Genomic DNA, 26,851 nt, shown 5'->3' with positions numbered 1-26,851 from the left:
GGGGCTTTTTTGCATCGCCGCAGCTTTCAACCACGCAACCATGAATCGACGGTGGCGGCGCCGTATTGTTCCTTCCAGGCTTTCAGGCCGCGGTGGTTGCCGCCCTTGGTCTCGATCAACTCGCCGGTGTGCGGGTTCTGGTAGACCTTTACCACGCGGGCACGGCGGGTCTTGACGGGCTTGTTCGACTGCAGGTTGGTCTTGGACGGGTTCGGGTCAAGGATCGCGACGATGTCGCGCAAGCTCTTGCCGTAGGTCTTCATCAAGCCCTGGAGCTTCTCTTCAAATTCGATTTCCTTCTTGAGCCCTGCATCGTTCTTCAGTGATTCCAGCTGCTTGAGCTGTTCTTGAAGGGCCTTTTCGGCTGCACGAAATTCAGCGAGTCTGGACAAAATCGTTACTCCAATCAGAATATTTGGCTGATACCAACCGCAAACAAAGCTATAAGCCAAGCGCCTTGAAGCGACTCGGTGATAATGAATCTCCTGCTATTGATCACAGGTAAAAAAATTGTAGTAGTTAAACCGATAAGTGTAAATCGTAACTTTTTCGTTATGTAACAAGAGCAAGCTTTTTATCAGTTGGCCTGTGCTCGTCAATAGATCGGCGGCGGCTTAATGCCATTTAGTCGGGCTACCGCCTCAATGAAATCCTCTGCGCTAATAGGGCGGTCAAATTGATAACCCTGTAGAAAGTTCGCCCCATGGGACGGCCAGGTAGTCACTTTGTTCGGCGGTTTCGAGCTGACTGAACAACTGCTGGGTAAGCGGCGTAGGTTCGATTAGCTCGCGCTCGGTCAACGCCAGCACCCGTGCAATCGAGCCCGCTGGGTGGACCCGTTGGCCCATGTTTGGCTGACCCGACGCTTTCGCGAGCAAGCTCGCCCCCAGGTTCGGTGTTGTATCGGAATTACTGTCGGGCCAGCTCGATGAACGCCAGCGTGGCGGGGGAGGCCTGGCGGCTGTCCAATACGGCGAGGCCGATCTGCCGCGGTACTCGTGGCGACAATGGCCGTGCGACGAAACCCGGGTTGTCGCCCTCCGGCAGCGAGCCTTCGGAAACCACGCTCACCGCCTCGCCACGCCGGACCACATCCAAGGTGCTAAGCAGCTGTGCGCAGCGAAAGCGCACGTTCGGTGTCAGCCGGGCGGCATTGAACAGCCGCGAAACCAGCTCCGACGATCCGGCCTCGGTGAGCACGAAGGGATCGCTGCACAGGTCCTTGAGACTCAGGCTGGCCTGGGCGGCGAGGGGATGGGCGGTGGGCAGCAGGGCAACCATCTGGTCTTCCAACAACGGGAATGTATCGAAACGGTCCTCGGGCAGCACCACGAAGCCAACGTCGATTCGCCGCTCGTCCAGCCATTGGATGACTTGCCGATCCGGTCCCTCGTCGATGTGCACTTCGATACCCGGATGCATGGCGCGGTAGCGTCGCAGGATGGCCGGCAACAGCTTCATCGAAGAAGTCGGCCCGAACGAGCCGATGCGCAAGGTGCCACGGCGCATGCCACGGGCGTCGGCGGCTTCCTGGCACAAGGTGTTGGCCAGGCCGAGCATGGCCCGGGCCCGCAACAGCAATTGCTCGCCGATGTCGCTGAGTTCCACGTGGGATTGATGGCGCCTGAGCAAATCCACCCCCAGCTCTTGCTCCAGGGACTTGATGGCATGGGACACCGCTGATTGGCCGATACCCAGTCGCGTGGCCGCAGCGGTAAAGCCACGCAGCTCGGCGACCAGGGAGAAGATTTCGAGTTGGGTGAGGGTCATGAGTGATTACTCATTTTACGATGATTAAACATGAGTCGGACAATACGGTATCTGCACAATGCGCGTCACTGTGGTAAATCATGAAAACAGTCGAACAAGCTCTTCCCACATCTTCAGACCTGCCGGTCTACCTGAAGCTCGCCATGGTCACCATGATCTGGGGCGGGACTTTCGTGGCCGGCAGGATTCTGTCCGACGCCTTGGCACCGCTGCTCGCCGCCAGCCTGCGCTTTCTGCTCGCCAGCCTCGCGCTGCTGTTATTCCTTGCGCTGGCGCGGGTCCCGCTGGTCAGGCCCAGCGCCAGGCAGTTGCTGCAATTGGCCACGCTGGGGTTCTTCGGCATCTTTTTTTATAACCTGTGCTTTTTCTATGGCTTGCAATACATCAACGCGTCGCGGGCCTCGCTGATCGTGGCCCTGAACCCGGCCGTGATCGGGCTGGCGTCCTGGTGGTTGTTCAAGGAACGGCTGGGCCGTTTGAAAGTGGCGGGTATCGTATTGTGCATCGGCGGGGCGGGATTGGTGATCGTCAGCCGTGATCCGTCCTTGTTGCAGGACGCAGCGCAGGGCTGGATCGGCGATCTGTTGATTTTCGGCTGCGTGCTGGGCTGGGGCGTCTACTCACTGTTTTCCAGAAGCCTGAACGACAGCCTGGGTCCGTTGCAGACCGTTACGTGGTCGATTCTGCTGGGTACGCTGATGTTGTGGCTGGCCTGCGGGGCTACCGGCGAGATTGGCCTCGAACCCTTGCGCGGGTTGGACATTCGCCAATGGCTGAGCCTGCTCTATCTCGGCGTGTTGGGGTCGGCCCTGGCGTACATCGCCTGGTACGACGGCATTCGCCGCATCGGCGCAACCCGTTCGGGTGTGTTCATTGCGCTCAACCCATTGACGGCGGTGCTGCTGGGAGCGCTGCTGTTGGACGAACGGTTCACGTCCCTGATGTGCCTGGGTGGCGGGTTGATCCTGGCAGGTATTTTCCTGTGCAACAAACCCCTTGCGCGGTCGGCGGAAAAGGCGATTTGATACAGGAGGCGGACAAATCCGGTTACGCTGTGTAGAATCGATTTACGCATATAAGAATAACGTCTTCTGGCAGCAGAAGCCTCGCCCGCGAGAGCCTTGGGTCGACAATGAAGATACTTGGGTTTCAACTGATCTACGGCGATTTCCTCGCCCGCAGCGTTCGCGGTATCTCCTGCGCGCCACCGCATGCCCTCGACATGACTAGCAACTAACGTTTTTCTGTTAATTGATAAGAATAATGAGGCGCCGACATGGCCGATCTATACGAAAACCCAATGGGCCTGATGGGCTTTGAATTCATCGAGTTCGCATCGCCGACTCCCAACACCCTGGAGCCGATCTTCGAGATCATGGGCTTCACCAAGGTGGCCACCCACCGCTCCAAGGACGTGCACCTGTATCGCCAGGGCGCGATCAACCTGATCCTCAACAACGAACCCCACAGCGTGGCGTCTTACTTTGCGGCCGAGCACGGCCCGTCGGTATGCGGCATGGCGTTCCGGGTCAAGGATTCGCAAAAAGCCTTCAAGCGTGCCTTGGAACTCGGTGCCCAGCCGATCCACATCGAGACCGGCCCGATGGAGCTGAACCTTCCGGCGATCAAGGGCATCGGCGGCGCGCCGCTGTACCTGATCGACCGTTTCGGCGATGGCAGCTCGATCTATGACATCGACTTCGTGTTTCTTGAAGGCGTCGACCGCAACCCGGTGGGCGCAGGCCTGAAAATCATCGACCACCTGACCCACAACGTCTATCGCGGGCGCATGGCCTACTGGGCCGGCTTCTACGAGAAACTGTTCAACTTCCGCGAGATCCGTTACTTCGACATCAAGGGCGAATACACCGGCCTGACCTCCAAGGCCATGACCGCCCCGGATGGCATGATCCGCATCCCGCTGAACGAAGAATCGTCCAAGGGCGCCGGGCAGATCGAAGAGTTCCTGATGCAGTTCAACGGCGAGGGCATCCAGCACGTGGCTTTCCTGACCGACGACCTGATCAAGACCTGGGACCAGCTCAAGGGCATCGGCATGCGCTTCATGACCGCGCCGCCGGACACCTACTACGAAATGCTCGAAGGCCGCCTGCCGAACCATGGCGAACCGGTGGACGAACTGCAAGCGCGGGGCATCTTGCTGGACGGTGCTTCGGAGCAGGGCGACAAGCGCCTGTTGCTGCAAATCTTCTCGGAAACCCTGATGGGGCCGGTGTTCTTCGAATTCATCCAGCGCAAGGGCGACGATGGCTTCGGCGAAGGCAACTTCAAGGCACTGTTCGAATCCATCGAGCGGGACCAGGTGCGTCGTGGCGTGCTGGCGACCGAGTAATACCAAAGCCCAAAAAAAGCCCGCCCGGCAGTGATGCCGGGCGGGCTTTTTGTTGAACGACAAGGCCCAGGGTGGGAGCGGGCTTGCTGGCGAAAGCGGAGTATCAGTCGATACCATGGTGCCTGACACTCCGATTTCGCGAGCAAGCCCGCTCCCACAGGTTCGGTGGAGGCCTCAAGCCCTGCGCCGCTGCCGCACCAGATGCTTGAACCCTTCGAATACCAGCACCGCCACCGCCATCCAGATCGGGATGTAGGTCAGCCATTCACCGGTCTTGATGCTTTCGCCCAACAGCAGCGCCACGCCCAGCAGCAGCACCGGTTCGACATAACTCAACAAGCCGAACAGGCTGAACGGCAGCAGCCGACTGGCGACGATGTACGAGACCAGGGCGGAAGCGCTGATGACCCCGAGCAACGGGATGAGCAGCGACAGCCACGGGTACTGGTCGAACACGGCGAAACCTTGTTCACCGCTTTGCACGAACCAGAGTGCCACGGGCAGCATCAGCGTCATGTCCAGCCAGAGCCCGCCGAGGTTATCGGTCTTGAGACGTTTGCGCAGGATGAAATAGATCGGGTAGCCGATCACCACCAGCAAGGTCGCCCAGGAGAACCCGCCCACTTGGTACAACTCGTTGAACACCCCGAGGATGGCAAAGAACACGGCGACTTTTTGCAAATAGGAAAGCCGTTCGCCGTAGACGATGCGGCCGGTCAGGACCATCGACAGTGGCAACAGGAAATACCCCAGCGATACGTCCAGGCTGTAGCCGTTGAGCGGTGCCCACATGAATAGCCACAACTGGGCGCCCATCAGCGCCGAAGAGGCCATTGCGCCGATCAGCAGCCGCGGCGTGGCGATCAGTCGCCGGACCAGCGCCGTGACAAGTCCCCACTCCCGCGCAACCAGCATGAATGCGGTCATGCACGGCATCGTCAGCAGCATGCGCCAGCCGAAAATCTCCACGCCGGTCAGGGGCGAGAGCAGCGAGGTGTAGTAATACATGACGGCGAACAGGGCAGAGGCCGAGACCGATAGAGCGATGCCTTTGGACACGGATGCCTCTTATTATTGATGGGGCTGGAGCACCGTAAAGTGCGAGTTGATGTGTGGCGAGGGAGCTTGCTCCCGCTCGGCTGCGAAGCGGCCGCAACTTAAGGGTCCGCTTCGCGGCCCAGCGGGAGCAAGCACCCTCGCCACGTTGGTTGTTTCGATGAATGATTATGACGTGCGCGGCACTCGCCCCGGCACGAAATGGCTAACGTCGTTGAACCCTGGCGTCGAAGCATGCCCCGGCGTCACCAGCGAATCGATGAAGGCTTCATCTTCCGCCGTGATCTGCACGGCCTGCGCCTTGGTGTACGAATCCCACTGCTGCTCGGTGCGCGGTCCGACGATGGCTGAGGTCACGGCCCGGTTGTTCAACACCCAGGCAATGGCGAATTCGACGATGCCTACGCCCCGGCCCTGGGTGTATTGGAGAATTTGCTGGGCAATGCGCAGGGACTCGACCCGCCATTCGGTTTCCAGGATGCGCTTGTCCTGGCGGCCGGCGCGGCTGTTGGCGTCCGGTGCCACGTCTGGCGCGTACTTGCCGCTGAGCACGCCACGGGCCAGGGGGCTGAAGGGCACCACGCCGAGGCCGTAATTCTGCGCGGCGGTGATTTGCTCGGTTTCCGCCTGGCGGTTGACGATGTTATACAGCGGCTGACTGATCACCGGCCGGTCGATGCCCAGGCTGTCGGCGATCCGAATCACCTCGGCGATGCGCCAGCCACGGTAGTTCGACAGGCCCCAGTAGCGGATCTTGCCCTGGCGAATCAAATCGCCAATGGCCGATACGGTGACGTGCAACGGCGTGTTGTGGTCTTCGCGGTGCAGGTAGTAGATGTCCAGGTAGTCGGTGCCCAGGCGCGTGAGGCTGGCCTCGATGCCGTTGAACAAGTGCTTGCGGCTCAGGCCGCTGCGGTTGGGCACGCCGTCCGCCGGGCCGAAGCCGACCTTGGTGGCCAGCACCCATTCCTGGCGATGGCTGGCGATCGCCTCGCCGACAATCTCTTCGGAGCGACCGTTGCTGTACACGTCGGCCGTGTCGATGAAATTGATGCCCTGGTCCCAGGCCTTGCCGATGATCCGCAGCGAGTCCTCGGTGCTGGTCTGCTCGCCGAACATCATGGTGCCCAGGGTCAGCGTCGAGACTTGCAACCCGGATTGGCCTAGCGTGCGGTAACTCATGACAAGATCCTTTCATCCATGGGAAAGGCCCAATCAAACCCCAGAACAGGCGCACGGATCAAACAGATTTCTCGAACACCCCAAATCACTTGTGGGAGCGGGCTTGCTCGCGAAGGCGATGAACCAGCCTATAAAGATGTTGGCTGACCTGACGCAATCGCGAGCAAGCGCGCTCCCATAGGGAAAAAGAGTGTCAGGCTCGCAGGGTGCGGGTCATGCGCAACGCCAGCAGGCTGCCGCAGACAATCACGCCCGCCAGCACGTACAACGCGGCGTCGGTCGAGCCGGTGGCGTCCTTGACCCAGCCCACCAGGTACGGGCTGAGGAAACCGGCCATCTGGCCCATGGAATTGATCAGCGCCAGCCCACCGGCGGCCGCGCCGGCGCTGAGCAGGGCGGTGGGCACCGGCCAGAACATCGGCAGGCCGGTGAGGGCGCCCATGGTGGCGATGGACAAGCCGATGATGGCGATGGCCGGCGTGGTGGCGAAATTGACAGCGATGAGCAGTCCGGCCGCGCCCATCAGCATCGGCACCACCAGGTGCCAGCGACGTTCCTTGCGCAGATCCGCCGAGCGGCCCACCAACAACATGAACACCGCCGCCAGCAGGTACGGAATCGCGCTCAGCCAGCCGATCACCAGGTTATCGCTGAAGCCCAGGCTCTTGATGATCGACGGCAGCCAGAAGTTGATCGCGTAGACGCCGCTCTGAATGCAGAAATACACCAGGCCAAAGGCCCAGATCGCCGGGTTCTTGAACACTGCCAGCAGCGAGTCGGTGGTGGTTTTCGGCTTGTTGGCCAGGTCTTCGGCATGGTCGGCGGTGAGCACGGCGCGTTCCTGATCGGTCAGCCACTTGGCGTTGGCGAAGGTGTCGCTGAGCAGGAAAAACGCCAGGGCGCCAAGAATCACCGTCGGGATGCCCTGGAGCAGGAACATCCACTGCCAGCCGGCCAGACCGCCCTGGCCTGCGCCGAAATGGTTGAGGATCCAGCCGGAAAACGGACTGCCCAACAAGCCGGACACCGGAATGGCGGACATGAACAACGCCATGATCCGGCCCCGTCGGAACGTCGGGAACCATTGCGAGAGGTACAGCACCACGCCCGGGAAGAACCCGGCTTCGGCTGCGCCGGTGAACAGCCGCAAGGTATAGAACTCGGTGGGGGTGGTGACGAACAGCAGGCAGGTCGACAGCGTGCCCCAAGTGACCATCATCAAGGCGATCCAGCGCCGCGGGCCGAATTTGGTCAGGGCCAGGTTGCTCGGTACGCCACACAGCACGTAGCCGATGAAGAAAATTCCGGCGCCGAGGCCGTACACGGTTTCGCTGAATTTCAACGCGTCGAGCATCTGCAACTTGGCGAAGCCAACGTTGACGCGGTCGAGGTAGTTGAACAGGTAGCAGATGAAGATGAACGGGATCAAACGCAGGGTGATGCGTTTGTAGACCGTATTCTTTTCGTCGGGGGTAGCCAGGAATGCAGCTGCGCTCTGGGACATGGCGGGTCTCTCTTTATTATGATTTTTGCGAGCCAAGGGGTAACGTTGACCGCCCCTTGAGTCTCGGCCAGCCCAAGGTCCCGTGTCTTTGTGCCTGGGCACAGGGTTTGAATGCAGACCCTGTGCGCCTGACCAATCGCGTGGCGCATCCTACTCAAAACAATAATGCCGCTTGCAAGGAACACCGCCCATGTTCGAACTCGATCACGACCTGGCGCAGGACATCGTCGACCGGGCGATGGCGATCCTGCCGTATAACGTCAACGTCATGGACAACCAGGGCCTGATCCTCGGCAGCGGTGAGCGCGAGCGCGTCAATACGCGGCACGAAGGTGCGCAACTGGTCCTGGCCAATGGGCGGGTGGTAGAAATCGACGAGCACACCGCGGCTCACCTCAAGGGCGTGCAGCCGGGGATCAATCTTCCGCTGATGTTTGACCAACGATTGATCGGCGTCCTCGGTATCACGGGTGAGCCTGCGCAGTTGCGTACCTATGCCGAACTGGTGCGCATGACCGCCGAAATGCTGGTGGGCCAGCGTAACCAGCAGGCCGAGCAGCAATGGCGGCGCCAGCGTTGCGACGATCTGCTGGCGTTATTGCTGGGAGACGCCGGGGACTCGCCGCGCCTGCTGGACGAAGCGCGGCAGATGGGACTCAAGCCACAGTTATCACGAGTGCCTTATCTGTTCGAACTGGGGCTGGAGCATGGGCCTGGGCAGACTGTGGAGACGCTGAGCGCCTGGCTGATGTCGCGTTACCCCGACAGTTGGTGCCTGACCTCGTCGAAATCCTCGCTGCTTTGGTGCCGCCCGGTGACCGCTTCGGTGGAAAATGAGCGGTTGCTGGCCAAGCTCGACGGGTTGGGCTGGAATATCTCGCGCGTGGCGGTGGGCGGTCAGGCCGAAGGGCTGGCGGGCCTGCGCCGTTGCTACCGAAGGGTCGGGGACTTGCTGGCTTACGGACGCGATGTGTTGCCCCAGTCACGGTTACTGGCCCTCAGCCGTTATCGCCTGCCGGTGATGCTCTGGCGCCATCGCAGCGACGACGCCCTGGACGAATTGCTGGCACCGCTGCGCAGGGTCATCGCCAAGGACAGCAACGGCCAGTTGCTCGCGACCTTGCGCAGTTGGTGTGAACACGATGGCCAGAGCCAGGCCTGCGCCGAAGCCCTGGGCATCCACCGCAACAGCCTGCGCTACCGCATGGAGCGCATTGCCGAACTCAGCGGGGTCGATCCGTTGCGGCTGGATGGGATGCTGGCGTTGTACTTGGGAGTGCAGCTGTTGCCACAAAACCCAGAGGTAGCCAAATAGCCCTGTGGGAGCGGGCTTGCTCGCGATGAGGCCACCAGCCCCTGCAGCATCCCAACCAAACCGGTGTTTGTGAAATTGAACAATAATGCCCGGTGTCTTTTGTGCGCCAGACCGGCGTCACGGCTGCGCTCAGCTGGCAGCATGCTGTGCATCGGAACCGGAGAATAATATGAAAATAATCATCGCCCCCGACTCGTTCAAGGACAGCCTCAGCGCCCAGGGTGTCGCCGATGCCATTGCCCTGGGATTGGCCCGGGTCTGGCCGGATGCGCAGTTGATCAAGTGCCCGATGGCCGATGGTGGGGAGGGGACGGTGGTATCGGTGCTCGCCGCCTGCAACGGAGAATGGCGCAGCACCCGAGTTCGAGGCCCGCTGGGGGCTCCCGTCGAGGCGCGCTGGGGCTGGTTGGCCAGCAGCCGCACGGCGATCATCGAGATGGCCGAGGCCAGTGGCTTGCAGTTGGTGCCGCCAGGCCAGCGGGACGCCTGTGCCAGCAGCACCTATGGCACTGGCGAGTTGATTCGTGCCGCCCTGGATGAAGGCGCCGGGCACGTCATCCTGGCGATCGGCGGCAGCGCCACCAACGATGCCGGTGCCGGCGCGATGCAGGCCTTGGGCCTGGCCTTGCTGGATGAACACGACCAACCCCTCTCTCCCGGCGGCCTGGCCCTGGCGAAGCTGTCGCGTATCGACCTGAGTGGCCTGGACCCACGCCTGGCCCGAGTGCGCTTCGAAATCGCTGCCGATGTCGATAACCCGTTGTGCGGTCCCCACGGGGCATCGGCGGTTTTCGGCCCGCAGAAAGGCGCCTCGGCTGAGCAGGTGCAGGAACTTGATCGGGCCTTGGGGCACTTCGCCGAACACTGCGCCCAAGCCTTGGACAAGGATGTGCGCGACGAACCGGGCAGCGGCGCCGCCGGCGGCCTGGGCTTCGCAGCCAAGGCGTTCCTGGGCGCTCAATTTCGTACCGGCGTGGATGTCGTCGCCCAGCTGACTGGGTTGGCCGCTGCCATCGACGGCGCCGACCTGGTCATCACGGGCGAAGGCCGTTTCGACGCCCAGACCCTGCGCGGCAAAACCCCTTTTGGCGTGGCCCGCATCGCCCGCCAGCGCGGCGTCCCGGTGTTGGTCATCGCCGGCACGCTGGGGGAGGGTTACCAGGCGTTGTACGAGCATGGTATCGACGCAGCTTTTGCCTTGGCCAATGGCCCGATGACCCTGCAAGAGGCCTGTGCCGATGCCGCGCGCTTGTTGAGCGAGCGCGCCGAGGACATTGCACGGCTCTGGCGGGTGGCGCACCGATAAAACGGCTGGGAACCGCACACGTGGCAATGAAGCAAGCTTCCTTGCCACGCACCCCTCGGGAAATATTTTTTACATCCCCCTGCAAAAACTCTAAAGCCCAGCCGATAACCAGTCAGGCGTACAACAATTATCCCAATCGATGCGCTTTTGGCATGGACGCTCCACCACCCCCGAGGTCTTCCCATGTCCCTACGCAGCCTGAACATCGCGCCCCGAGCCTTTCTCGGTTTCACCGTCATTGCGTTGTTGGTGATTATCCTGGGCGTCTTCGCCGCCAATCGCATGTCGGTCATCCGCCAGGCGTCACTGGACATGGAGCAGATTCAGGTACCCAGCGTCGGCTACCTCGCCAACGTGATGGAAAACGTGCTGCGTATGCGCATCCTCTCGTTCCGCATCCTGGTCAACCGGGACCCGGCCAGCCTGACGGAAGCGGACAGCCGCATCGGCGTGCTGGTGGAAAAACTGCTCAAGGCCAACAAAAGCTATGGGGCCCTGACGACTTCTCCTGAAGAGGCGGAGCTGTACAAGGCTTTTTCCGCGACGCTTGATAAATACCTGCAAGCTCAGAAAGAAATGTTGGAGCTGTCGCGCCAGGACAAGATCGAGCAGTTGCGCACTCATATTAATACGCGGATCAAGGAAGGCACCGACTTGATGGGCGAGCAGCTCAACAAGCTGATCGCGATGAGCGTGGCCAGCGCCGGCGACGCATCAGCCAAGGCAGGTGAAAACTACAACAGCGCCCTCACCGGCATTATCATCGTCTCGATCATTGCCGCGCTGGCCACTGTGGTGCTGGCGCTGCTGCTGACCCGCAGCATCGTCGCGCCGCTCAACCGGGCCTTGGAAGCCGCGCGCACGATTGCCGGCGGGAACCTGGTCCAGGTTATAACCGACGATGGCAAGGACGAGCCCGGCCGCTTGCTCCAAGCCCTGGCCGCCATGCAGGGCAGCCTGCGCCAGACCATCGAGCAGATCGCCGGTTCAGCCACCCAATTGGGCGCTGCGGCCGAAGAATTGAGCGCGGTGACCCAGGAATCTTCCCGTGGCTTGCAACAGCAGCACAACGAAATCGAACAGGCTGCCACGGCTGTCAACGAAATGACCGCTGCCGTTGAGGAAGTGGCCCGTAATGCGGTGTCCACCTCCGAAGCCTCGAACCAGTCGACCCAGGCCGCCCAAGAAGGCCGCACCCGGGTGGTGGAAACCGTCGATGCGATCCAGACCATGACCCACGACGTGCAAAACACCGCGTCGATGATCGAAGGCCTGGCGGTGCAGGGCCGTGACATCGGTAAAGTACTGGATGTGATTCGCGCCATCGCCGAACAGACCAACCTGCTGGCCCTCAACGCCGCCATCGAAGCCGCCCGCGCCGGGGAGGCCGGACGAGGTTTCGCAGTGGTGGCCGACGAAGTCCGGGCCCTGGCCCATCGCACCGCGCAGTCGACCCAGGAAATCGAAAAAATGGTCGCGGGCATCCAGAACGGCACCGGCCAGGCCGTGCAATCGATGCAACAGAGCAACCAGCGCACCCAGAGCACCCTGGAAATGGCCCGGGCCGCAGGCGTAGCCCTGGAGCAGATCACTCAATCGATCCACCAGATCAACGAACGCAACCTGGTCATCGCCAGCGCGTCGGAAGAACAGGCCCAGGTCTCCCGTGAAGTGGACCGCAACCTGGTCAACATCCGCGACCTCGCCACCCAGTCGGCCAGCGGCGCGAAACAGACCAGCGACGCCACCCACGAACTGTCGCGCCTGGCGGTGGGTTTGAATGCGATGGTGGCGCGGTTTGTAATTTGAGATAGGGTTGAGGCTGGACCTCGCGCAATCAGGAGACGTACATGCGCTTTTCAGCCTTGACCCAACGCATCACCGGCGACGGTGCCGCTGCCTGGGATATTCATGATCGGGCGCTGGCCATGCGTGAGCGGGGCATGGATGTGTTGCTGTTGTCGGTGGGCGATCCAGACTTCGATACGCCGCGGGCCATTGTCGATGCGGCGGTGGGCAGTCTGCGGGCCGGCGACACGCATTATTCGGATATTCGTGGCCTGCATTCCTTGCGTACCAGCATTGCCCGGCGCCATCGCCAGCGTTGCGGCCAGGGCGTGGATGCAAGCCATGTCACCGTGCTGCCGGGTGCGCAATGCGCGGTGTATGCGGTCGCGCAATGCCTGCTCGACCCTGGGGATGAAGTGATCGTCGCCGAGCCGATGTACGTCACTTATGAAGCGGTGTTTGGTGCCTGCGGGGCGAAAGTGGTGCCGGTGGCGGTGCGTCCGGAGAACGGTTTCCGGGTCGAGCCGGCCGATGTCGCTCGCCTGGTCACGCCACGCACCCGGGCGATGTTGCTCAACAGTCCCAATAACCCGTCTGGCGCGAGCCTGCGATTGCCTATCTGGCAAGCCCTGGCGAAGTTGTGCATCGAGCATGATTTGTGGCTGATCAGCGATGAGGTCTACAGCGACTTGTTGTACGAAGGCGAACACATCAGTCCGGCGAGCCTGCCGGGCATGGCCGAGCGCACCGCCACCATCAACAGCCTGTCCAAGTCTCACGCCATGACCGGATGGCGTATCGGGTGGGTGATCGGTCCGCAGTCGTTGGCCGGGCACTTGGCGAACCTGTCGCTGTGCATGCTGTTTGGCTTGCCGGATTTTGTGCAGCGGGCTGCCCAGGTGGCGCTCGAGCAGGACTTGCCAGAAGTGGCACAGATGCGTGACGAATATCGCCAGCGCCGGGGCCTGGTGTGTGCGGCCCTTGATGATTGCCCAGGCCTGAGGCCGGTGCGGCCCGATGGCGGAATGTTCGTGATGGTCGACGTGCGCCAGACTGGCCTCGGCGCCCAGGGCTTCGCCGAGCGGCTGCTGGACGGCTATGGCGTGTCGGTGCTGGCCGGCGAGGCGTTCGGGCCCAGTGCGGCGGGGCATATACGGATTGGGTTGGTGGTCGATCAGGCGAAACTGGCGGATGCGTGCCGGCGGATTGTCCTGTGTACGGAGGGGTTGCTGCGGGAGCGGCGGGCTTGAGGGATCGCGGAGTTATGGTTTGTGTGTATATCCGTTTTTTTGGTAACGGCTGCTGGCGGTTCCGCTCTTACAGCGGGTCACTTTTGAGAAGCGCAAAAGTAACCAAAACGCTTTTGCCCCACCACTCGGTGCCTTGCTAATGCTCGGCATGCCCTCACTCCGGCATTGCTCCGTGGGCCCACTACGCAATACCTACGTTCGGCCAGCGTGGTTAACGGGGCGCCGAGATCAACGTCCACCGCGAGGCGGCCTGAGAGCCGACCTGTTTTTTTGGGACCGCGTTTCTTCTGTGGGACCGAGCTTGCTCGCGATAGCGGTGGTTCAGCTATAAAGATGCTGGGGGGCGCCCTGCTCTTGCTTTGCTTTAGATCTGGATCTTGACCTTGACCTTGACCTTGACCTTGACCTTGACCTTGATCTGGACGCCCCGTTAAACCACGCTGGCCGAACGCAGGCATTGCGTAGTGGGCATCCCGGCATGGATGCCGGGATAGCCGCGCTGGGTCATGGATGACCCTTCGCGGCGGGCCCACGGAGCAATGCCTGCGTTCGGGCATGCCGAGCCCTAGCGAGGCACCGAGTGGTGGGGCAAAGCGCTTTTGGTTACTTTTGGCGCTCTTCCAAAAGTGACCCGCCGTAAGGGCGGAACCCTAAGCAGCCGTTACCAAAAAACGGATATACACACAAACTATAAAATCACAATCAGCCTCGTTCCCTCAGATTCAACGCTGTTTGCCGGATCTGCGCACAAGCCTCATCACCGCCACGAAAAACACCGGCACAAACACCACCGCCAACGTTGCGGTGATCATCCCGCCAATCACCCCCGTACCGATGGCCTGCTGGCTCGCCGAGCTGGCCCCGGTAGCGATCGCCAGAGGCACCACGCCGAGAATGAACGCCAGGGAAGTCATGATGATCGGCCGCAAACGCAGGCGCGCGGCCTGGAGCGTGGCGTCGACCAGATCGTGGCCTTCGTCGTACAGGCTCTTGGCAAACTCGATGATCAGGATCGCATTCTTCGCCGACAGCCCGATGATGGTGACCAGTCCGACCTTGAAGAACACATCGTTGGGCATGCCGCGCAGCGACACCGCCAGCACCGCGCCGAGCACGCCCAGCGGTACCACCAGCAGCACCGAGGTGGGGATCGACCAGCTCTCATAGAGCGCCGCCAGGCACAGGAACACCACCAGCAGCGACAGGCCCAGCAAAACAGGCGCCTGGCTGCCGGACAGACGTTCCTGCAAGGACAGCCCGGTCCATTCCTGGCCCAGGCCTGCCGGCCCCTGGGCCACCAGCCGTTCGATTTCCGCCATGGCCTCGCCGGTGCTGTGACCGGGCGCCGGTTCGCCGGAGATGCTGATCGCCGGGTAGCCGTTGTACCGGGTCAGTTGAGTCGGACCCTGGGTCCACCGGGCCTGGACAAAGGCTGACAGCGGCACCATTTTTCCGGCGTCGTTGCGCACGTGGATCTTCAACAGGTCGGCGACCTGGCTGCGTTGATCGCCTTCAGCCTGGACCACCACCCGCTGCATGCGACCCTGATTGGGGAAGTCATTGATGTAGGTCGAGCCCACGGCGGTCGCCAGCACACTGCCGACGTCGGCAAAGGATACGCCCAGGGCGTTGGCCTGCTTGCGGTCCACTTCCAGTTGTACTTGCGGCGCTTCGGCCAGGGCGCTCTCGCGCACGTTCATCAAGACCGGGCTTTTTTCCGCGGCAGCGAGCAGTTCGCTGCGGGCTTGCATGAGCGTGGCATGGCCAAGGGCGCCGCGGTCCTGCAAGCGGAACTCGAAACCGCTGGACGTCCCCAAGCCATCCACTGGCGGCGGGAGGACGGCAAAGGCCATGGCGTCCTTGATCGAGCCGAACGCCTGGTTGGCCCGCTCGGCAATGGCGCTGGCCGAGTCATCGCTGCCGCGCTCCGACCAGTCCTTGAGGGTGGTGAACGCCAATGCAGCGTTTTGCCCGCTGCCGGAAAAGCTGAAGCCCAGGATTATCGTGCTGTCGCCCACCCCGGGCTCGCCGGCGTTGTGGGCTTCGATCTGCTCGACCACCTGCACCGTGCGGTTTTTGCTCGCGCCGGGCGGCAATTGGATGTCGGTGATGGTGTAGCCCTGGTCCTCCACCGGCAGGAAAGAGGAGGGCAGGCGACTGAACAGCAGGCCCATGCCCACCAACAGCACGCCGTAGATCAGCAGGTAGCGCCCGGTGCGTTTCAGCGCGTAGGCCACCCAGCCCTGATAGCGATCACCCAACTGGTCGAAGCGCCGATTGAACCAGCCGAAGAATCCACCTTTGGCGTGGTGTTCGCCCTGGGCGATCGGTTTCAACAGGGTCGCGCAGAGTGCCGGGGTCAGCGTCAATGCCAGGAACGCCGAGAACAGGATCGACGTGGCCATGGACAGCGAGAACTGCCGATAGATGACCCCCACCGAACCCTGCATGAACGCCATCGGGATAAACACCGCCACCAGTACCAGGGTGATGCCGATGATCGCCCCGGTGATCTGCTGCATGGCCTTGCGCGTGGCTTCCTTGGGCGATAACCCTTCGCTGGCCATGATTCGCTCGACGTTTTCCACCACGACGATGGCATCGTCCACCAGGATGCCGATGGCCAATACCATGCCGAACATGGTCAGCACGTTGATGGAAAAACCCAGGGCAAACATCGTGGCGAAGGTGCCCATCAACGCCACCGGTACCACCAATGTCGGGATCAATGTGTAGCGCACGTTCTGCAGGAACAGGAACATCACGGCGAACACCAGCAGCATCGCCTCGGCGAGGGTATAGACCACCTTGGTGATCGAGACTTTGACGAAAGGCGACGTGTCGTACGGGATCTTGTACGCCACACCCGCCGGGAAATAGCGCGCCAGTTCGTCCATCTTCTGGCGCACCCGGTTTGCCGTGCTCACGGCATTGGCCCCGGGGGACAATTGCACGCTGACGGCGGTGGACGGCTTGCCGTTCAAACGGGTGGAAAATTGGTATTCCTGGCTGCCGACCTCTACCCGTGCGACGTCGGCGATGCGCACGGTCGAGCCGTCGGGGTTGGCCTTGAGCACGATGTCGGCGAATTCTTCGGGCGTCGACAGTTGGCCCTTGACCAGCACCGTCGCGGTGATTTCCTGGGTCGTACGGGTCGGCAAGTCGCCGATGCTGCCTGCCGACACCTGAGCGTTCTGCGCCACGATGGCCGCGTTGACGTCGGCCGGGGTCAGGTTGAAGCTCAGCAATTTCTGCGGATCGATCCAAATCCGCATCGCCCGTTCGGCCCCGTACAACTGCGCCTTGCCGACACCGTCCAGACGCTTGATCTCATTCATCACATTGCGCGCCAGGTAATCGCTGAGGGCCACGTCGTCGAGTTTGCCGTCACTGGAGGTCAAGGTGATCAGCAGCAGGAAGCCGGCCGAGACCTTGTCCACCTGCAAGCCTTGCTGGGTGACCGATTGGGGCAGGCGCGACTCCACGGCCTTGAGGCGATTCTGTACGTCGACCTGGGCCAGTTCGGGGTTGGTGCCGGGCTGGAAAGTCGCAGTGATGGTGGCGCTGCCCAGGCTGCTCTGGGAACCGAAATACAGCAGGTTGTCGGCGCCGTTGAGTTCTTCTTCGATCAGGCTGACTACGCTTTCGTCCACGGTTTGCGCCGAGGCGCCCGGGTACACCGCATAGATCTCGATCTGCGGTGGCGCGACGTCAGGATACTGCGCCACCGGCAGCTTCGGGATGGCCAGCGCACCGGCCAGCAGGATGAACAGCGCGACCACCCAGGCGAACACGGGACGGTCGATAAAGAACTGCGGCATAGGAAACGTCCTGCTTATTGACCAGGCACCTGGGCAAGGGGAAGAGGGGAGTCGTCGATCCGGACCTTTTCACCGGGGCGAGCATGTTGCAGCCCTTGCACCACGATGCGGTCGCCAGGCTTGAGGCCGTGGGTGACGATCCAGCGATCGTCTTGCACGGTGCCCAATTCCACCGGTTGCAGGCTGAGCTGTTGCTGCGCGTCGAGCAGCAACACGTGGGCGATGCCGGCGCTGTCGCGCTGGATGGCCCGTTGCGGCACGCTGATACCCTGGCGGTCGAAGGCTTGTTCCAGGCGTACGCGCACAAAGCTGCCCGGCAACAGGTCAAGGTCGGGATTGGGAAACTCGCTGCGCAGGGTGATCTGGCCGGTGCCCGGGTCGACGCTGATGTCGGTGAACAGCAGCTTGCCCGGCAACGGGTAGAGGCTGCCGTCGTCCTGGATCAACGTGGCCTTGGCCTGGTCCTGGCCGACCTGCTGCAACTGTCCGGAACGCAAGGCCCGGCGCAGCTCGTTGAGTTCGCGGGTCGATTGCGTGAGATCTGCGTGGATCGGATTCAACTGCTGGATGAGCGCCAGGGGCGTGGTTTCGTTCTGGCCCACCAGTGCGCCTTCGGTGACCAGTGCCCGGCCGATGCGCCCGGCAATCGGCGCCGTGACCGTGGCATACCCCAGGTTCAACCTGGCCCGCTCCACGGCAGCTTTGTTGGCAGCAACGTCGGCGGCGGTCTGGCGAACGGCGGCGCGGGCATTGTCGTAGTCCTGGCCGCTGATGGCGTTGTCGGCGATCAACTGCGAGTAACGCTGCTCTTGCAGGCGGGCCTGGAACGCGTTGGCCTCGGCTTTGCGCAACGCGGCCTCGGCGCTGTCGAGGTCGGCCTTGAACGGGGCTGGATCGATGCGGAACAACACCTCGCCTTTCTTTACATCGCTGCCTTCGCGATAGACCCGTTGCAACACCACCCCTGGCACTCGCGCGCGTACCTCGGCGGTTCGCGGCGCGGCAATGCGCCCGCTCAGTTCGCTGCTGATGGACAGTGGCCGGGCCTGGATGGTTTCGATGGTTACGGTGGCCAGCGGCGCTTCGTCGGCAGGGGGCGAGGCGCTGTCGCAGGCGCTCAACAGCAGCACCCCGAGCAACAGGCCCAGGGTGGCGAAGGTGTTCGTTGACATGGTGCTTCCCCAATAATGAACGCTGCCATGCTACGAGGGACGATCGCGAGCAGCGGTAAAGCTTTGTAGGGGGTATGTGAAATTGTGTAAGGGGTTTGCTCGGGAATGGGCGAGGGCGTATATCCTTGGCTGCTTGATTCTCGGGTGACTGCAGTGCCGCCTTCGCGAGCAAGCCCGCTCCCACAGGAGTTCGCGTGATTATTGTGGGAGCGGGCTTGCTCGCGAAGGCGGCCTATCAGGCGCTAAAGCACTTTCTGGAAACACGATGCCCAACATCCTCCTGGTCGAAGACGACACCGCACTCTCCGAGCTGATCGCCAGTTATCTGGAGCGCAACGGCTATCAGGTCAGTGTGCTCAGCCGTGGCGACCATGTCCGCGAGCGGGCGCGGGTCGATCCGCCGGACCTGGTAATCCTCGACCTGATGCTGCCGGGATTGGATGGGTTGCAGGTCTGCCGCTTATTGCGAGCCGATTCGGCGACCTTGCCGATCCTGATGCTCACCGCCCGGGACGATAGCCATGATCAGGTACTGGGTCTGGAAATGGGCGCCGACGACTACGTCACCAAACCGTGTGAGCCCCGGGTGTTGCTGGCGAGGGTGCGCACCTTGCTGCGTCGCAGCAGCTTCAGCGAACCGCAGACGGCCAACGATCGCATTCTCATGGGCAATCTTTGCATCGATTTGTCCGAGCGCACCGTGACCTGGCGTGGGCAGGCGGTGGAGCTGTCCAGTGGTGAATACAACCTGTTGGTGGTGCTGGCCCGTCATTCCGGAGAAGTGCTGAGCCGCGATCAGATCCTGCAACGGCTGCGAGGTATCGAATTCAATGGCACCGACCGTTCGGTCGACGTGGCGATTTCCAAGCTGCGGCGCAAGTTCGACGATAACGCCGGTGAGGCGCGCAAGATCAAGACCGTGTGGGGCAAGGGTTATTTGTTCAGTCGTTCCGAGTGGGAATGCTGAGCCGATGTGGAAACTGCTGATCCGTCTTTACCTGGTCACCATCGTCTCCTACAGCGCGGCGATCTATCTGATGCCGGAGCTGGTGATCCGCCTGTTCCATGAGCGCTTCCTGACTTACAACCTCGATTATTCCCGGGGCCTGCAAACCTTGCTGGTCAAGCAGTTCCGTGCCGTACCCAGCGAGCAATGGCCGGCGCTGGCGGCGCAGATGGATCAGGAGTTCGATCCGTTGCGCATTGAGCTGGTCGCCATTGATGACGGCGGTTTCAGCCCCGTGGAGCAGGCGCGCCTCAAGCATGGCGAGAACGTTGTACGCCTGGGCGACTGGGCGTGGCGAACCCTGGCGGTCTCGCCGTTGGATGAGCACACGGCGGTCAAGATGATCGTGCCGCCGGATCCGGCGGACGTAAGTTGGTTGTATTGGAGCATCAATGTGTTGATCGGCGCGACGATGCTTGCCTGCCTGCTGCTCTGGCTGCGGCCTCACTGGCGTGATCTGGAACGCCTCAAGCGCACCGCCGAGCGCTTCGGTAAAGGTCACCTCAGCGAGCGTACGCACATCGCCTCTCGGTCGAACATTGGCAGCCTCGCCCATGTGTTCGACACCATGGCCGGCGATATCGAGAACCTGCTCAACCAGCAACGGGATCTGCTCAACGCGGTGTCTCATGAACTGCGCACGCCCTTGACCCGGCTCGATTTCGGCCTGGCCCTGGCGCTTTCCGATGACCTGCCACTGGCCAGTCGTGAGCGTCTGCAAGGGCTGGTGGCGCACATCCGTGAGTTGGATGAGCTGGTGTTGGAGTTGCTGTCCTATAGCCGTTTGCAGAATCCCGCGCGTTTGCCCGAACGGGTCGAAGTACCGTTGGATGAGTTCATCGACAGCATTCTGGGCAGTGTCGACGAGGATCTGGCGGCGCCGGATGTGGTGATCGATGTGCTGTTGCACGGGACGCTGGAGCGCTTCGTGCTGGATCCGCGCCTGACCGCCCGAGCCTTGCAGAACCTGCTACGCAATGCCATGCGTTATTGCGAGAAGCGGATCCAGGTGGGTGTGCGGGTCAGCGACCGGGGTTGCGAGATCTGGGTCGACGACGATGGCATCGGAATTCCTGACAGCGAACGCGAGCGCGTGTTCGAGCCGTTCTATCGCCTGGACCGCAGCCGCGACCGCGCCACGGGCGGCTTCGGCCTCGGCCTGGCCATTAGCCGTCGCGCCCTGGAAGCCCAAGGTGGGACGCTGACGGCCGAAGCCTCGCCGCTGGGCGGAGCGCGTTTCAGGCTGTGGCTGCCAACGCCGTCCTGACTCTTTAGTTAAACAACCCCGCCGCAATATTGACCGAAAATCCAAGAATCGCCGTATTGAACAAAAAGCCGATCAACGACTGCGCCAGTACGATCTTGCGCAACTGCCGCGTGGCCACCCCCACGTCCGATGTTTGTACCGCCACTCCAATGGTGAAAGAGAAGTACAGGAAATCCCAATAGTTGGGCGTGGTCAGCCCTTCGGCAAACCGCAGGGCGGGCTCCTTGCCTTCCCAGGTGTAATACAACCGCGCGTAGTGAACGCTGAAGATCACCCCGATCAGCAGCCACGAACCGATCACCGTCATTGCTGTAAAACCGTAATGCAGGAGTTTGCCGGCGGTTTGCAGGTCGCGGCTGCCGGTCAGTTCGAAGGTGATGGTCGCCAGGCTGGCCAATGCGGCGATGCAGACCATCAGCAGGACCAGTCCGGCATTTTCATCTTCGATTTCGGCGATGCGCTTGACGTCGGGCGCCTTGGCCCGGACGGTGAGCCAGAACATCAGGATCAGGTAAGTCCAGACCCCGGCGTTCCAGCCGATCAGGACCTTGCTGAGGATAGCGTCCACAGGCGCCAGGATGCCGACAGCCAGGCCAAGGACCGTGGCACTGGAAAGACGCGGGTGAGTGCGGGCGAGGAAAGGCATGGCAATCACTGTTCGAGAAAGGTGCGCCGAGTATGAGCCATCACGCGCGCGGCGGGCCTGTTATTGCCATCGATTGAATCAACTCCAAACCCTGTGGAAGGGGACTGAGGCGGGATTATGGATCCAAGGCGTCCGAAATGGGCAGGCGAAATGTCTTTCGTCGAAAATATTCGAGCGTTGATGGCTTTTTGACATTTGAACAGTGCGTCGGCGATACGATTGCGTACAATCGCCACCTTTCAACCGGGCATGGAAGCAGTTCGGCTTTGCAGTCACGAGAAAAACCATGCTGATCGGCAGTTATTCCCCCGCCCTTGTTTCAATCTCCGTGTTTGTTGCCGTACTGGCTTCCTACACCGCACTGGATCTGGCCGGGCGTATCGCCACCACCCAGGGGCGCGCGGCGCATGCGTGGATGGTAGGTGGCGCGTTGGCGATGGGGGTGGGCGTGTGGTCCATGCATTTCATCGGCATGCTGGCGTTCACGCTCCCGGTGGAGCTTGGCTATGACCTGTCGATCACCGCGCTGTCGCTGTTGATCGCCATCCTTTCCTGTGGATTTGCCTTGTGGCTGGTCAGCCAGCCGCGTTTGCCCGTGTGGCAGTTGGCCTTCGGCGCGCTGATCATGGGTGCCGGCATCAGCGCCATGCATTACACCGGCATGGCCGCGCTGCGGATGCAGCCAGGCATCGATTATGACCCGACGTTGTTCGGGGCTTCGCTGATGATTGCCGTCGGCGCCTCGGCGGCCGCGCTGTGGATTGCCTTTCGCTTGCGCCGCAACACGCCCCATGTGCGCCTGGCTCGCGCGGGCGCGGCGGTGGTCATGGGCATCGCCATTGTCGGCATGCACTACACCGGCATGGCCGGGGCGCAATTTCGCGATGGCAGCTTTTGCGGTTCCCTGGACGGCTTGAGTGGCAAGGGCCTGGACAATGTGGTGCTGATCACCACGCTGGCGGTACTGGCCATCGCCTTGCTGACCTCTATTCTTGACGCGCGCATGGAAGCCCGGACTGCCGAACTGGCCCAATCCCTGACCCAGGCCAATCGGGAACTGACCCAACTGGCCCTGCACGACCCACTGACCGGATTGCCCAACCGCGTGCTCCTGGCCGATCGTATCAGCCAGGCGATGCATCGAGTCCAGGAGCAGGGCGGCTGCTTTGCCTTGATGTTCATCGACCTCGATGGCTTCAAGCCGGTCAACGACGCCTTCGGTCACCACATGGGTGATCTGCTGCTGCGGGACGTGGCCCTGCGCCTGCGTGAAGACTTGCGCAGCCAGGATACGCTGGCGCGGATCGGCGGCGATGAGTTCGTGTTACTGGTGCAACTGGCCGAGCCCGACGACGCCTTGCGACTGGCGGCGCGTCAGGTCGGCTTGATCGCCCGCACGTTCCGGGTGGCTGAACATGACTTGCAGATCTCTGCGAGTGTCGGCATTGCGCTTTTCCCCGGCAACGGCCAGAGCGCCGATGAATTGCTGATGAATGCGGACGCGGCGATGTACCACGCCAAGGGCGCCGGCAAGAACGGCTACAGTTTTTTCGACGCCTCGATGAACAGCAACGCCCGCAAGCAGTTGCAGTTGCTGCAGGACTTGCGCATCGCCGTGGAGCAGCGGCAGTTCAGCCTGCATTACCAGCCCAAGTTCGACGCCGCCAATGGCCGCCCGGTCGGAGCCGAGGCGTTGTTGCGCTGGGCCCATCCGACCCAGGGGCAGTTGATGCCCGACACCTTTATCGACTTGGCGGAAAAGACCGGTTTGATCATTCCCATCGGCGAATGGGTGCTGAACGAAGCTTGTCGCCAGATGCGCGAATGGTACGTGCTCGGTTATACCGATTGGCGTATCGCGGTGAACCTCTCGGCCTTGCAGTTCTGCCACGCCGGGTTGGTGCAGAGCGTGGCCAAGGCGCTGCAGACTCATCATTTGCCAGCCAACAGCCTGACCCTGGAAATCACCGAGACCACCGCCATGAGCGATGCGGACGCCAGCATGACGGTGCTGCAACAGCTTTCGGACATGGGCGTGGACCTATCCATCGACGACTTCGGCACTGGCTATTCGAGCCTGATGTACCTCAAGCGCCTGCCGGCCAACGAGCTGAAAATCGACCGGGGCTTTGTCCGTGACCTGGAACACGACAGCGATGACGCGGCCATCGTTTCGGCCATCGTTGCCCTCGGCCAGGCCTTGGGCCTGCGGATCGTCGCCGAAGGGGTGGAAACCGACGTGCAGCAGAGCTTCCTGACGAAGTTGGGCTGCGATTCGCTGCAGGGCTACCTGCTTGGCCATCCGCAGCCTGCCGAACGTTTCATCCACGACATACGCCAGGCGCAACACGTGGCGATGGCCTGATACGCCTCAGGAAAGAATGTCGAATGCCGTGCTGCCCAATCGCTCGCCGTTGACCAGCAGGTGCACCGCGTGCCGGCCGGCGTAGTGCCGGCGGGTGGTCAACTCGCGGATGGATTGGGAGCGGCTGAGGCTGATGCAGCCCTGGGCGGGCAGGTCGAAGGTCTTGAGCTTGAAGACTTTGGCTGAGGTGCCGCCGGAAGCCTTCACGTAGTCGATGGCGTAATCGATCACCAAGCGCTGCTCCTGTCCGAGGGTTGATTGCACCTTGAACGACAGGGTGATCTGGTCTCCCAGGCGAATCACTGCAGGGCTCACTTGCAAATCCAGGATATGGACGTGTGCCTTGCCGCCCACTCCGATGACAGCCAGCGCCCTGGCATTCCCTTGTTTGATCAGGCTGCGCAGCGCGTGTCGGGCAATCCATCGGGTGTGGCTATTGTCGAGCGGCCAGCCCTCGATCCGGTCCAACACCCAATCCGGATGTGCCTTGGTCACGTCATTGAGGTGGTTGGCCACTGACTTGCGCACGTAAAGGCTGCTGTCGGCCTTGAGTGCGTCGAGGATCCCGGCGGCAAGTCCGGGGTTGGCCTGGATCGGCTCAAGGTGAAACGACCATGGCAAGCGTGGCCGGCTGCCTTCGCTGGCCAGTCGGCGCACGTGCTCGTTGGCATCCAGGGCCCATTCATGCATGACCTTGAGGGTGCGCTCCAGGTCGTCGCGCAAGAAATGCCGCACCGCAAACTCCGAGGAGCCGAACCGGGTGAAGTACTTGAGCGCGTCCAGGGACGGGTCGAAGGCGTGCCGACCGTAAGACGCCACATAGTGGGGTAAAAACATGCTGACAAAAGCGCTGTTCAGGCGCGGTGCGACCTCGCGCAGCACGTCCAGCGATGCCTCAAAGCTGAGGGGCAACACCGCATGCAAGCATTCGCTGACCCGGGCCATGCGCTGCATCACTGACAACCCGGCCAGTCCGTCATTGGCCATGTGCAAGAACCCCTTGGCATCGAAGTCCGGATACACCGCGCGCATTTCGCTGGCGATGTGTTCCAGGCGGGCGCTGTTGAAGATTTCCTTGAGGGCTGGTGATGCGGTGGTGCTCATGGTGGGTCCGTCCGGCGCAGGTTGTAGTCCAAAGGCTCGCCACTATGCCATGCCAGGCATAACCCGTGGTGGCGCTTCTCCCAGCTTCAAGGCGCTACATTAAAAGGAATGATTCGCCGCCCGCGAAGTCCCAGATTCAGTCCTTCGTATAACTGGAGTTTTTTCTATGCGCAAACCAACCCTGATCGCCAGCCTGGTCCTGATTGCCGGCCTCGGAGCCCTTGGGCCTGTTGCGCAAGCGGTCGAGAAGACAGGAGACGCTCTTGAGCATTCGCCGAGCAATGGCCGCCGGCTGGTAGAGAACGACCGGGTACCGGCCGACTACCAGCGTGCGGACAAAGCCATGAAAGACTGGAAACAGAAAAAGCTCGAGCAGCCGACAGAAGAGCAGCAATGGGTGCATATCGATGATAAGTATCTGCTGATCGAAACCGTGTCCGGCGCAATCGTCAAGATCGTGCCGGCCACGCGCTAGCTCAGAGCACTTCGCCCTTGTCCCACAAGTGCACCAGTTCGCCGGGTGCCTGGTCCTCAGGCACCTGCATCACCATTTCGTCATCCTGGTCGTTGGCGCGGTAACGCACTTCGATCTGGAAGAAGCGCTGGTCGCCTCGCCCGGGTGTGGACGAGGTCAACGGCAGACAACCTTCCAGCACCGAACAGATGCGGGTGCGCTGGTCGAGGTCGCATTGGGCGAATTCGATTTCCCGTGGGCGGGTCAGTGCATGGATGGCCGCCACGCCACCTTGGCGTGACAGCCGTACCACAGCGTTGTCGTCGAGGTCTGGAAGGTTTTTCATCAGCTCTCCTGTGTCAGGTCGACGCCGACCTGCAGCCAGCCGTTCTGCACCGCCTGCACTTCCCGCGTACCGAATCGCTGGCGGGCGTGCTCGACGGTCAAGCGGGCGAAGGCGCTGAAGGACGCGTCGTTGGCCAGTCTTCTGTCGCACAAGGTTTCATACCAGATCCGCCCGGCCTTTTCCCAGGCGAATCCGCCCAGCGTGGTCGCCGTCAGATAAAAGGCGCGATTGGGAATCCCCGAGTTGATGTGCACGCCGCCGTTGTCCTCACGGGTGATGACGAACTCGCGCATGTGCGCCGGTTGTGGGTCTTTGCCCAGCAGCGGGTCGTCATAGGCGGTGCCGGGGTTGGACATGCTGCGCAGGCCATCGCCGTTGATCTTGTCGGTGAGCAGGTCGGCGCCGATCAACCAGTCCGCCTGGTCGGCGGTCTGTTCGAGCACGAACTGCTTGACCAGCGAGCCGAACACATCGGAGATGGACTCGTTCAACGCACCGGACTGATTGGCGTAGATCAACCCGGCTTCGCTTTCAGTGACCCCATGGGCCAGCTCATGGGCCACGACGTCCAGGGATCGGGTGAAGCGCTGGAAAATTTCACCGTCGCCATCGCCGAACACCATCTGCGCGCCATTCCAGAAGGCGTTTTCGTAGCCCTGGCCGTAATGCACGCTGCCCACCAGGGCAAAGCCTTTGTTGTCGATGGAGTCGCGGCCCAGCACTTTCCAGAAAAAGTCGTAAGTGGCTCCGAGGGCATCATAGGCCTCGTCCACGGCCGGGTCGCCGCTGGCTGCCTGGCCTTCCAGGCGTATCGGTTGGCCGGGCAGTTCCATGGTGTTTTGGGCGTCATGCACGGCGCGCTGCGGATGACCGGCCTTGTCGCGCTTGGGCAGTTTCGCGGCGGCGGGAAGATTGCCGGGTGGGCCGGGATTGTGCCGCAGGCTGCGCACGTGGGTCAGCGTGCCGAGGGCACTGGAACGTTGCTGTTCGGAGCCGTGGGCGATGATGCGGTTGAGGATGTAGGGAGGAATGAAGCTGTGGAGGGGGCGAGAGTCGATCATCAGAAAATCCTTATCTGAAATGCAGGGACGATACCCATGTGAACCGAAGTGGCCGCTGCGGTTCCCTCAGGAGCTCCCTTGCCAC

At 61.9% G+C, this 26,851-nt stretch carries 21 protein-coding genes and 1 pseudogene; 11 read left to right on the top strand and 11 right to left on the bottom strand.

Annotated features, from left to right (window positions below; genetic code table 11):
* Positions 1 to 26 precede the first annotated feature (26 nt).
* Positions 27 to 392: a histone-like nucleoid-structuring protein, MvaT/MvaU family gene (locus tag PFLQ2_RS11130; protein WP_003182938.1), complete on the bottom strand. Its 366-nt coding sequence runs from the start codon at positions 390 to 392 to the stop codon at positions 27 to 29.
* Positions 393 to 909: 517 nt separating this feature from the next.
* Positions 910 to 1,770, bottom strand: coding sequence for a LysR family transcriptional regulator (locus PFLQ2_RS11135; RefSeq protein ID WP_003182936.1), 861 nt, complete (start codon positions 1,768 to 1,770; stop codon positions 910 to 912).
* Positions 1,771 to 1,850: 80 nt separating this feature from the next.
* Between PFLQ2_RS11135 and PFLQ2_RS11140 the strand changes: the two genes are divergently transcribed.
* Complete coding sequence (locus tag PFLQ2_RS11140) at positions 1,851 to 2,795, top strand: DMT family transporter (RefSeq protein ID WP_003182934.1); 945 nt, start codon at positions 1,851 to 1,853, stop codon at positions 2,793 to 2,795.
* A gap of 251 nt (positions 2,796 to 3,046) precedes the next feature.
* Positions 3,047 to 4,123 (top strand): 4-hydroxyphenylpyruvate dioxygenase, encoded by a 1,077-nt coding sequence (hppD, locus tag PFLQ2_RS11145; protein ID WP_003182932.1) that lies wholly within the window; start codon positions 3,047 to 3,049, stop codon positions 4,121 to 4,123.
* Between the two features lie 174 nt (positions 4,124 to 4,297).
* On the opposite strand, the gene rarD is transcribed toward hppD, so the two are convergent.
* From rarD to PFLQ2_RS11160, 3 genes are all read right to left on the bottom strand, one after another.
* Positions 4,298 to 5,182 carry an EamA family transporter RarD gene (gene rarD / locus PFLQ2_RS11150; RefSeq protein ID WP_003182930.1) on the bottom strand — a complete coding sequence of 295 codons (885 nt, stop codon included), beginning with the start codon at positions 5,180 to 5,182 and terminating at the stop codon, positions 4,298 to 4,300.
* A 165-nt stretch (positions 5,183 to 5,347) separates the two neighbouring features.
* Entirely contained in the window at positions 5,348 to 6,361 is a 1,014-nt protein-coding gene (locus tag PFLQ2_RS11155) for an aldo/keto reductase (protein WP_003182928.1), read from the bottom strand.
* A gap of 193 nt (positions 6,362 to 6,554) precedes the next feature.
* Positions 6,555 to 7,865 carry an MFS transporter gene (locus tag PFLQ2_RS11160; protein WP_003182926.1) on the bottom strand — a complete coding sequence of 437 codons (1,311 nt, stop codon included), beginning with the start codon at positions 7,863 to 7,865 and terminating at the stop codon, positions 6,555 to 6,557.
* 190 nt (positions 7,866 to 8,055) lie between these two features.
* Here PFLQ2_RS11160 and PFLQ2_RS11165 point away from each other — a divergent pair, with 190 nt between their 5' ends.
* From PFLQ2_RS11165 to PFLQ2_RS11180, 5 genes and pseudogenes are all read left to right on the top strand, one after another.
* Entirely contained in the window at positions 8,056 to 9,180 is a 1,125-nt protein-coding gene (locus PFLQ2_RS11165) for a sugar diacid recognition domain-containing protein (RefSeq protein WP_003182924.1), read from the top strand.
* A 169-nt stretch (positions 9,181 to 9,349) separates the two neighbouring features.
* Positions 9,350 to 10,486 (top strand): glycerate kinase, encoded by a 1,137-nt coding sequence (locus tag PFLQ2_RS11170; RefSeq protein ID WP_003182923.1) that lies wholly within the window; start codon positions 9,350 to 9,352, stop codon positions 10,484 to 10,486.
* Between the two features lie 183 nt (positions 10,487 to 10,669).
* Positions 10,670 to 11,440: pseudogene (locus PFLQ2_RS31030) on the top strand (MCP four helix bundle domain-containing protein); the annotation flags it as partial.
* Positions 11,432 to 12,295: a methyl-accepting chemotaxis protein gene (locus PFLQ2_RS31025; protein ID WP_371261197.1), complete on the top strand. Its 864-nt coding sequence runs from the start codon at positions 11,432 to 11,434 to the stop codon at positions 12,293 to 12,295. The pseudogene PFLQ2_RS31030 and the gene PFLQ2_RS31025, both read left to right, overlap by 9 nt.
* A gap of 41 nt (positions 12,296 to 12,336) precedes the next feature.
* On the top strand, positions 12,337 to 13,524 hold the full coding sequence (locus PFLQ2_RS11180) for a pyridoxal phosphate-dependent aminotransferase (RefSeq protein WP_003182919.1): 1,188 nt from the start codon (positions 12,337 to 12,339) through the stop codon (positions 13,522 to 13,524).
* A 722-nt stretch (positions 13,525 to 14,246) separates the two neighbouring features.
* Here the strand turns inward: PFLQ2_RS11180 and PFLQ2_RS11185 are convergent.
* A complete protein-coding gene (locus tag PFLQ2_RS11185) occupies positions 14,247 to 17,345 on the bottom strand; it encodes an efflux RND transporter permease subunit (RefSeq protein ID WP_003182917.1) in 3,099 nt (1,032 codons plus the stop codon).
* Between the two features lie 14 nt (positions 17,346 to 17,359).
* Positions 17,360 to 18,517, bottom strand: coding sequence for an efflux RND transporter periplasmic adaptor subunit (locus PFLQ2_RS11190; protein ID WP_003182915.1), 1,158 nt, complete (start codon positions 18,515 to 18,517; stop codon positions 17,360 to 17,362).
* Between the two features lie 265 nt (positions 18,518 to 18,782).
* Here PFLQ2_RS11190 and PFLQ2_RS11195 point away from each other — a divergent pair, with 265 nt between their 5' ends.
* A complete protein-coding gene (locus PFLQ2_RS11195) occupies positions 18,783 to 19,484 on the top strand; it encodes a response regulator transcription factor (protein WP_003182912.1) in 702 nt (233 codons plus the stop codon).
* Between the two features lie 4 nt (positions 19,485 to 19,488).
* The gene (locus PFLQ2_RS11200) at positions 19,489 to 20,790 is read left to right on the top strand and encodes an ATP-binding protein (RefSeq protein ID WP_003182910.1); all 1,302 of its coding nucleotides are present in this window, start codon (positions 19,489 to 19,491) and stop codon (positions 20,788 to 20,790) included.
* Positions 20,791 to 20,794: 4 nt separating this feature from the next.
* On the opposite strand, the gene PFLQ2_RS11205 is transcribed toward PFLQ2_RS11200, so the two are convergent.
* On the bottom strand, positions 20,795 to 21,436 hold the full coding sequence (locus PFLQ2_RS11205; protein WP_003182908.1) for a DUF1345 domain-containing protein: 642 nt from the start codon (positions 21,434 to 21,436) through the stop codon (positions 20,795 to 20,797).
* Between the two features lie 286 nt (positions 21,437 to 21,722).
* On the opposite strand from PFLQ2_RS11205, the gene PFLQ2_RS11210 reads away from it, so the two are divergent.
* On the top strand, positions 21,723 to 23,801 hold the full coding sequence (locus PFLQ2_RS11210) for a putative bifunctional diguanylate cyclase/phosphodiesterase (protein WP_003182906.1): 2,079 nt from the start codon (positions 21,723 to 21,725) through the stop codon (positions 23,799 to 23,801).
* Between the two features lie 6 nt (positions 23,802 to 23,807).
* On the opposite strand, the gene PFLQ2_RS11215 is transcribed toward PFLQ2_RS11210, so the two are convergent.
* Positions 23,808 to 24,905: a DNA alkylation repair protein gene (locus PFLQ2_RS11215; protein ID WP_003182904.1), complete on the bottom strand. Its 1,098-nt coding sequence runs from the start codon at positions 24,903 to 24,905 to the stop codon at positions 23,808 to 23,810.
* A gap of 166 nt (positions 24,906 to 25,071) precedes the next feature.
* On the opposite strand from PFLQ2_RS11215, the gene PFLQ2_RS11220 reads away from it, so the two are divergent.
* The gene (locus PFLQ2_RS11220; RefSeq protein WP_003182902.1) at positions 25,072 to 25,380 is read left to right on the top strand and encodes an RcnB family protein; all 309 of its coding nucleotides are present in this window, start codon (positions 25,072 to 25,074) and stop codon (positions 25,378 to 25,380) included.
* A gap of 1 nt (position 25,381) precedes the next feature.
* Here PFLQ2_RS11220 and PFLQ2_RS11225 read toward each other — a convergent pair whose 3' ends face one another.
* Together PFLQ2_RS11225 and PFLQ2_RS11230 are read right to left on the bottom strand one after the other, a co-directional pair.
* On the bottom strand, positions 25,382 to 25,705 hold the full coding sequence (locus tag PFLQ2_RS11225; RefSeq protein ID WP_003182900.1) for a protealysin inhibitor emfourin: 324 nt from the start codon (positions 25,703 to 25,705) through the stop codon (positions 25,382 to 25,384).
* Positions 25,705 to 26,766, bottom strand: coding sequence for a M4 family metallopeptidase (locus PFLQ2_RS11230; RefSeq protein WP_003182899.1), 1,062 nt, complete (start codon positions 26,764 to 26,766; stop codon positions 25,705 to 25,707). Before PFLQ2_RS11230 ends, PFLQ2_RS11225 begins: the two co-directional genes overlap by 1 nt.
* Positions 26,767 to 26,851: the final 85 nt, after the last annotated feature.

Origin of the sequence: Pseudomonas fluorescens Q2-87 (genome assembly GCF_000281895.1) — a bacterium.
In the GTDB taxonomy this organism is placed as follows: Bacteria; Pseudomonadota; Gammaproteobacteria; order Pseudomonadales; family Pseudomonadaceae; genus Aquipseudomonas; species Aquipseudomonas fluorescens_S.
This window is presented reverse-complemented; position numbering and strand designations above follow the sequence as displayed.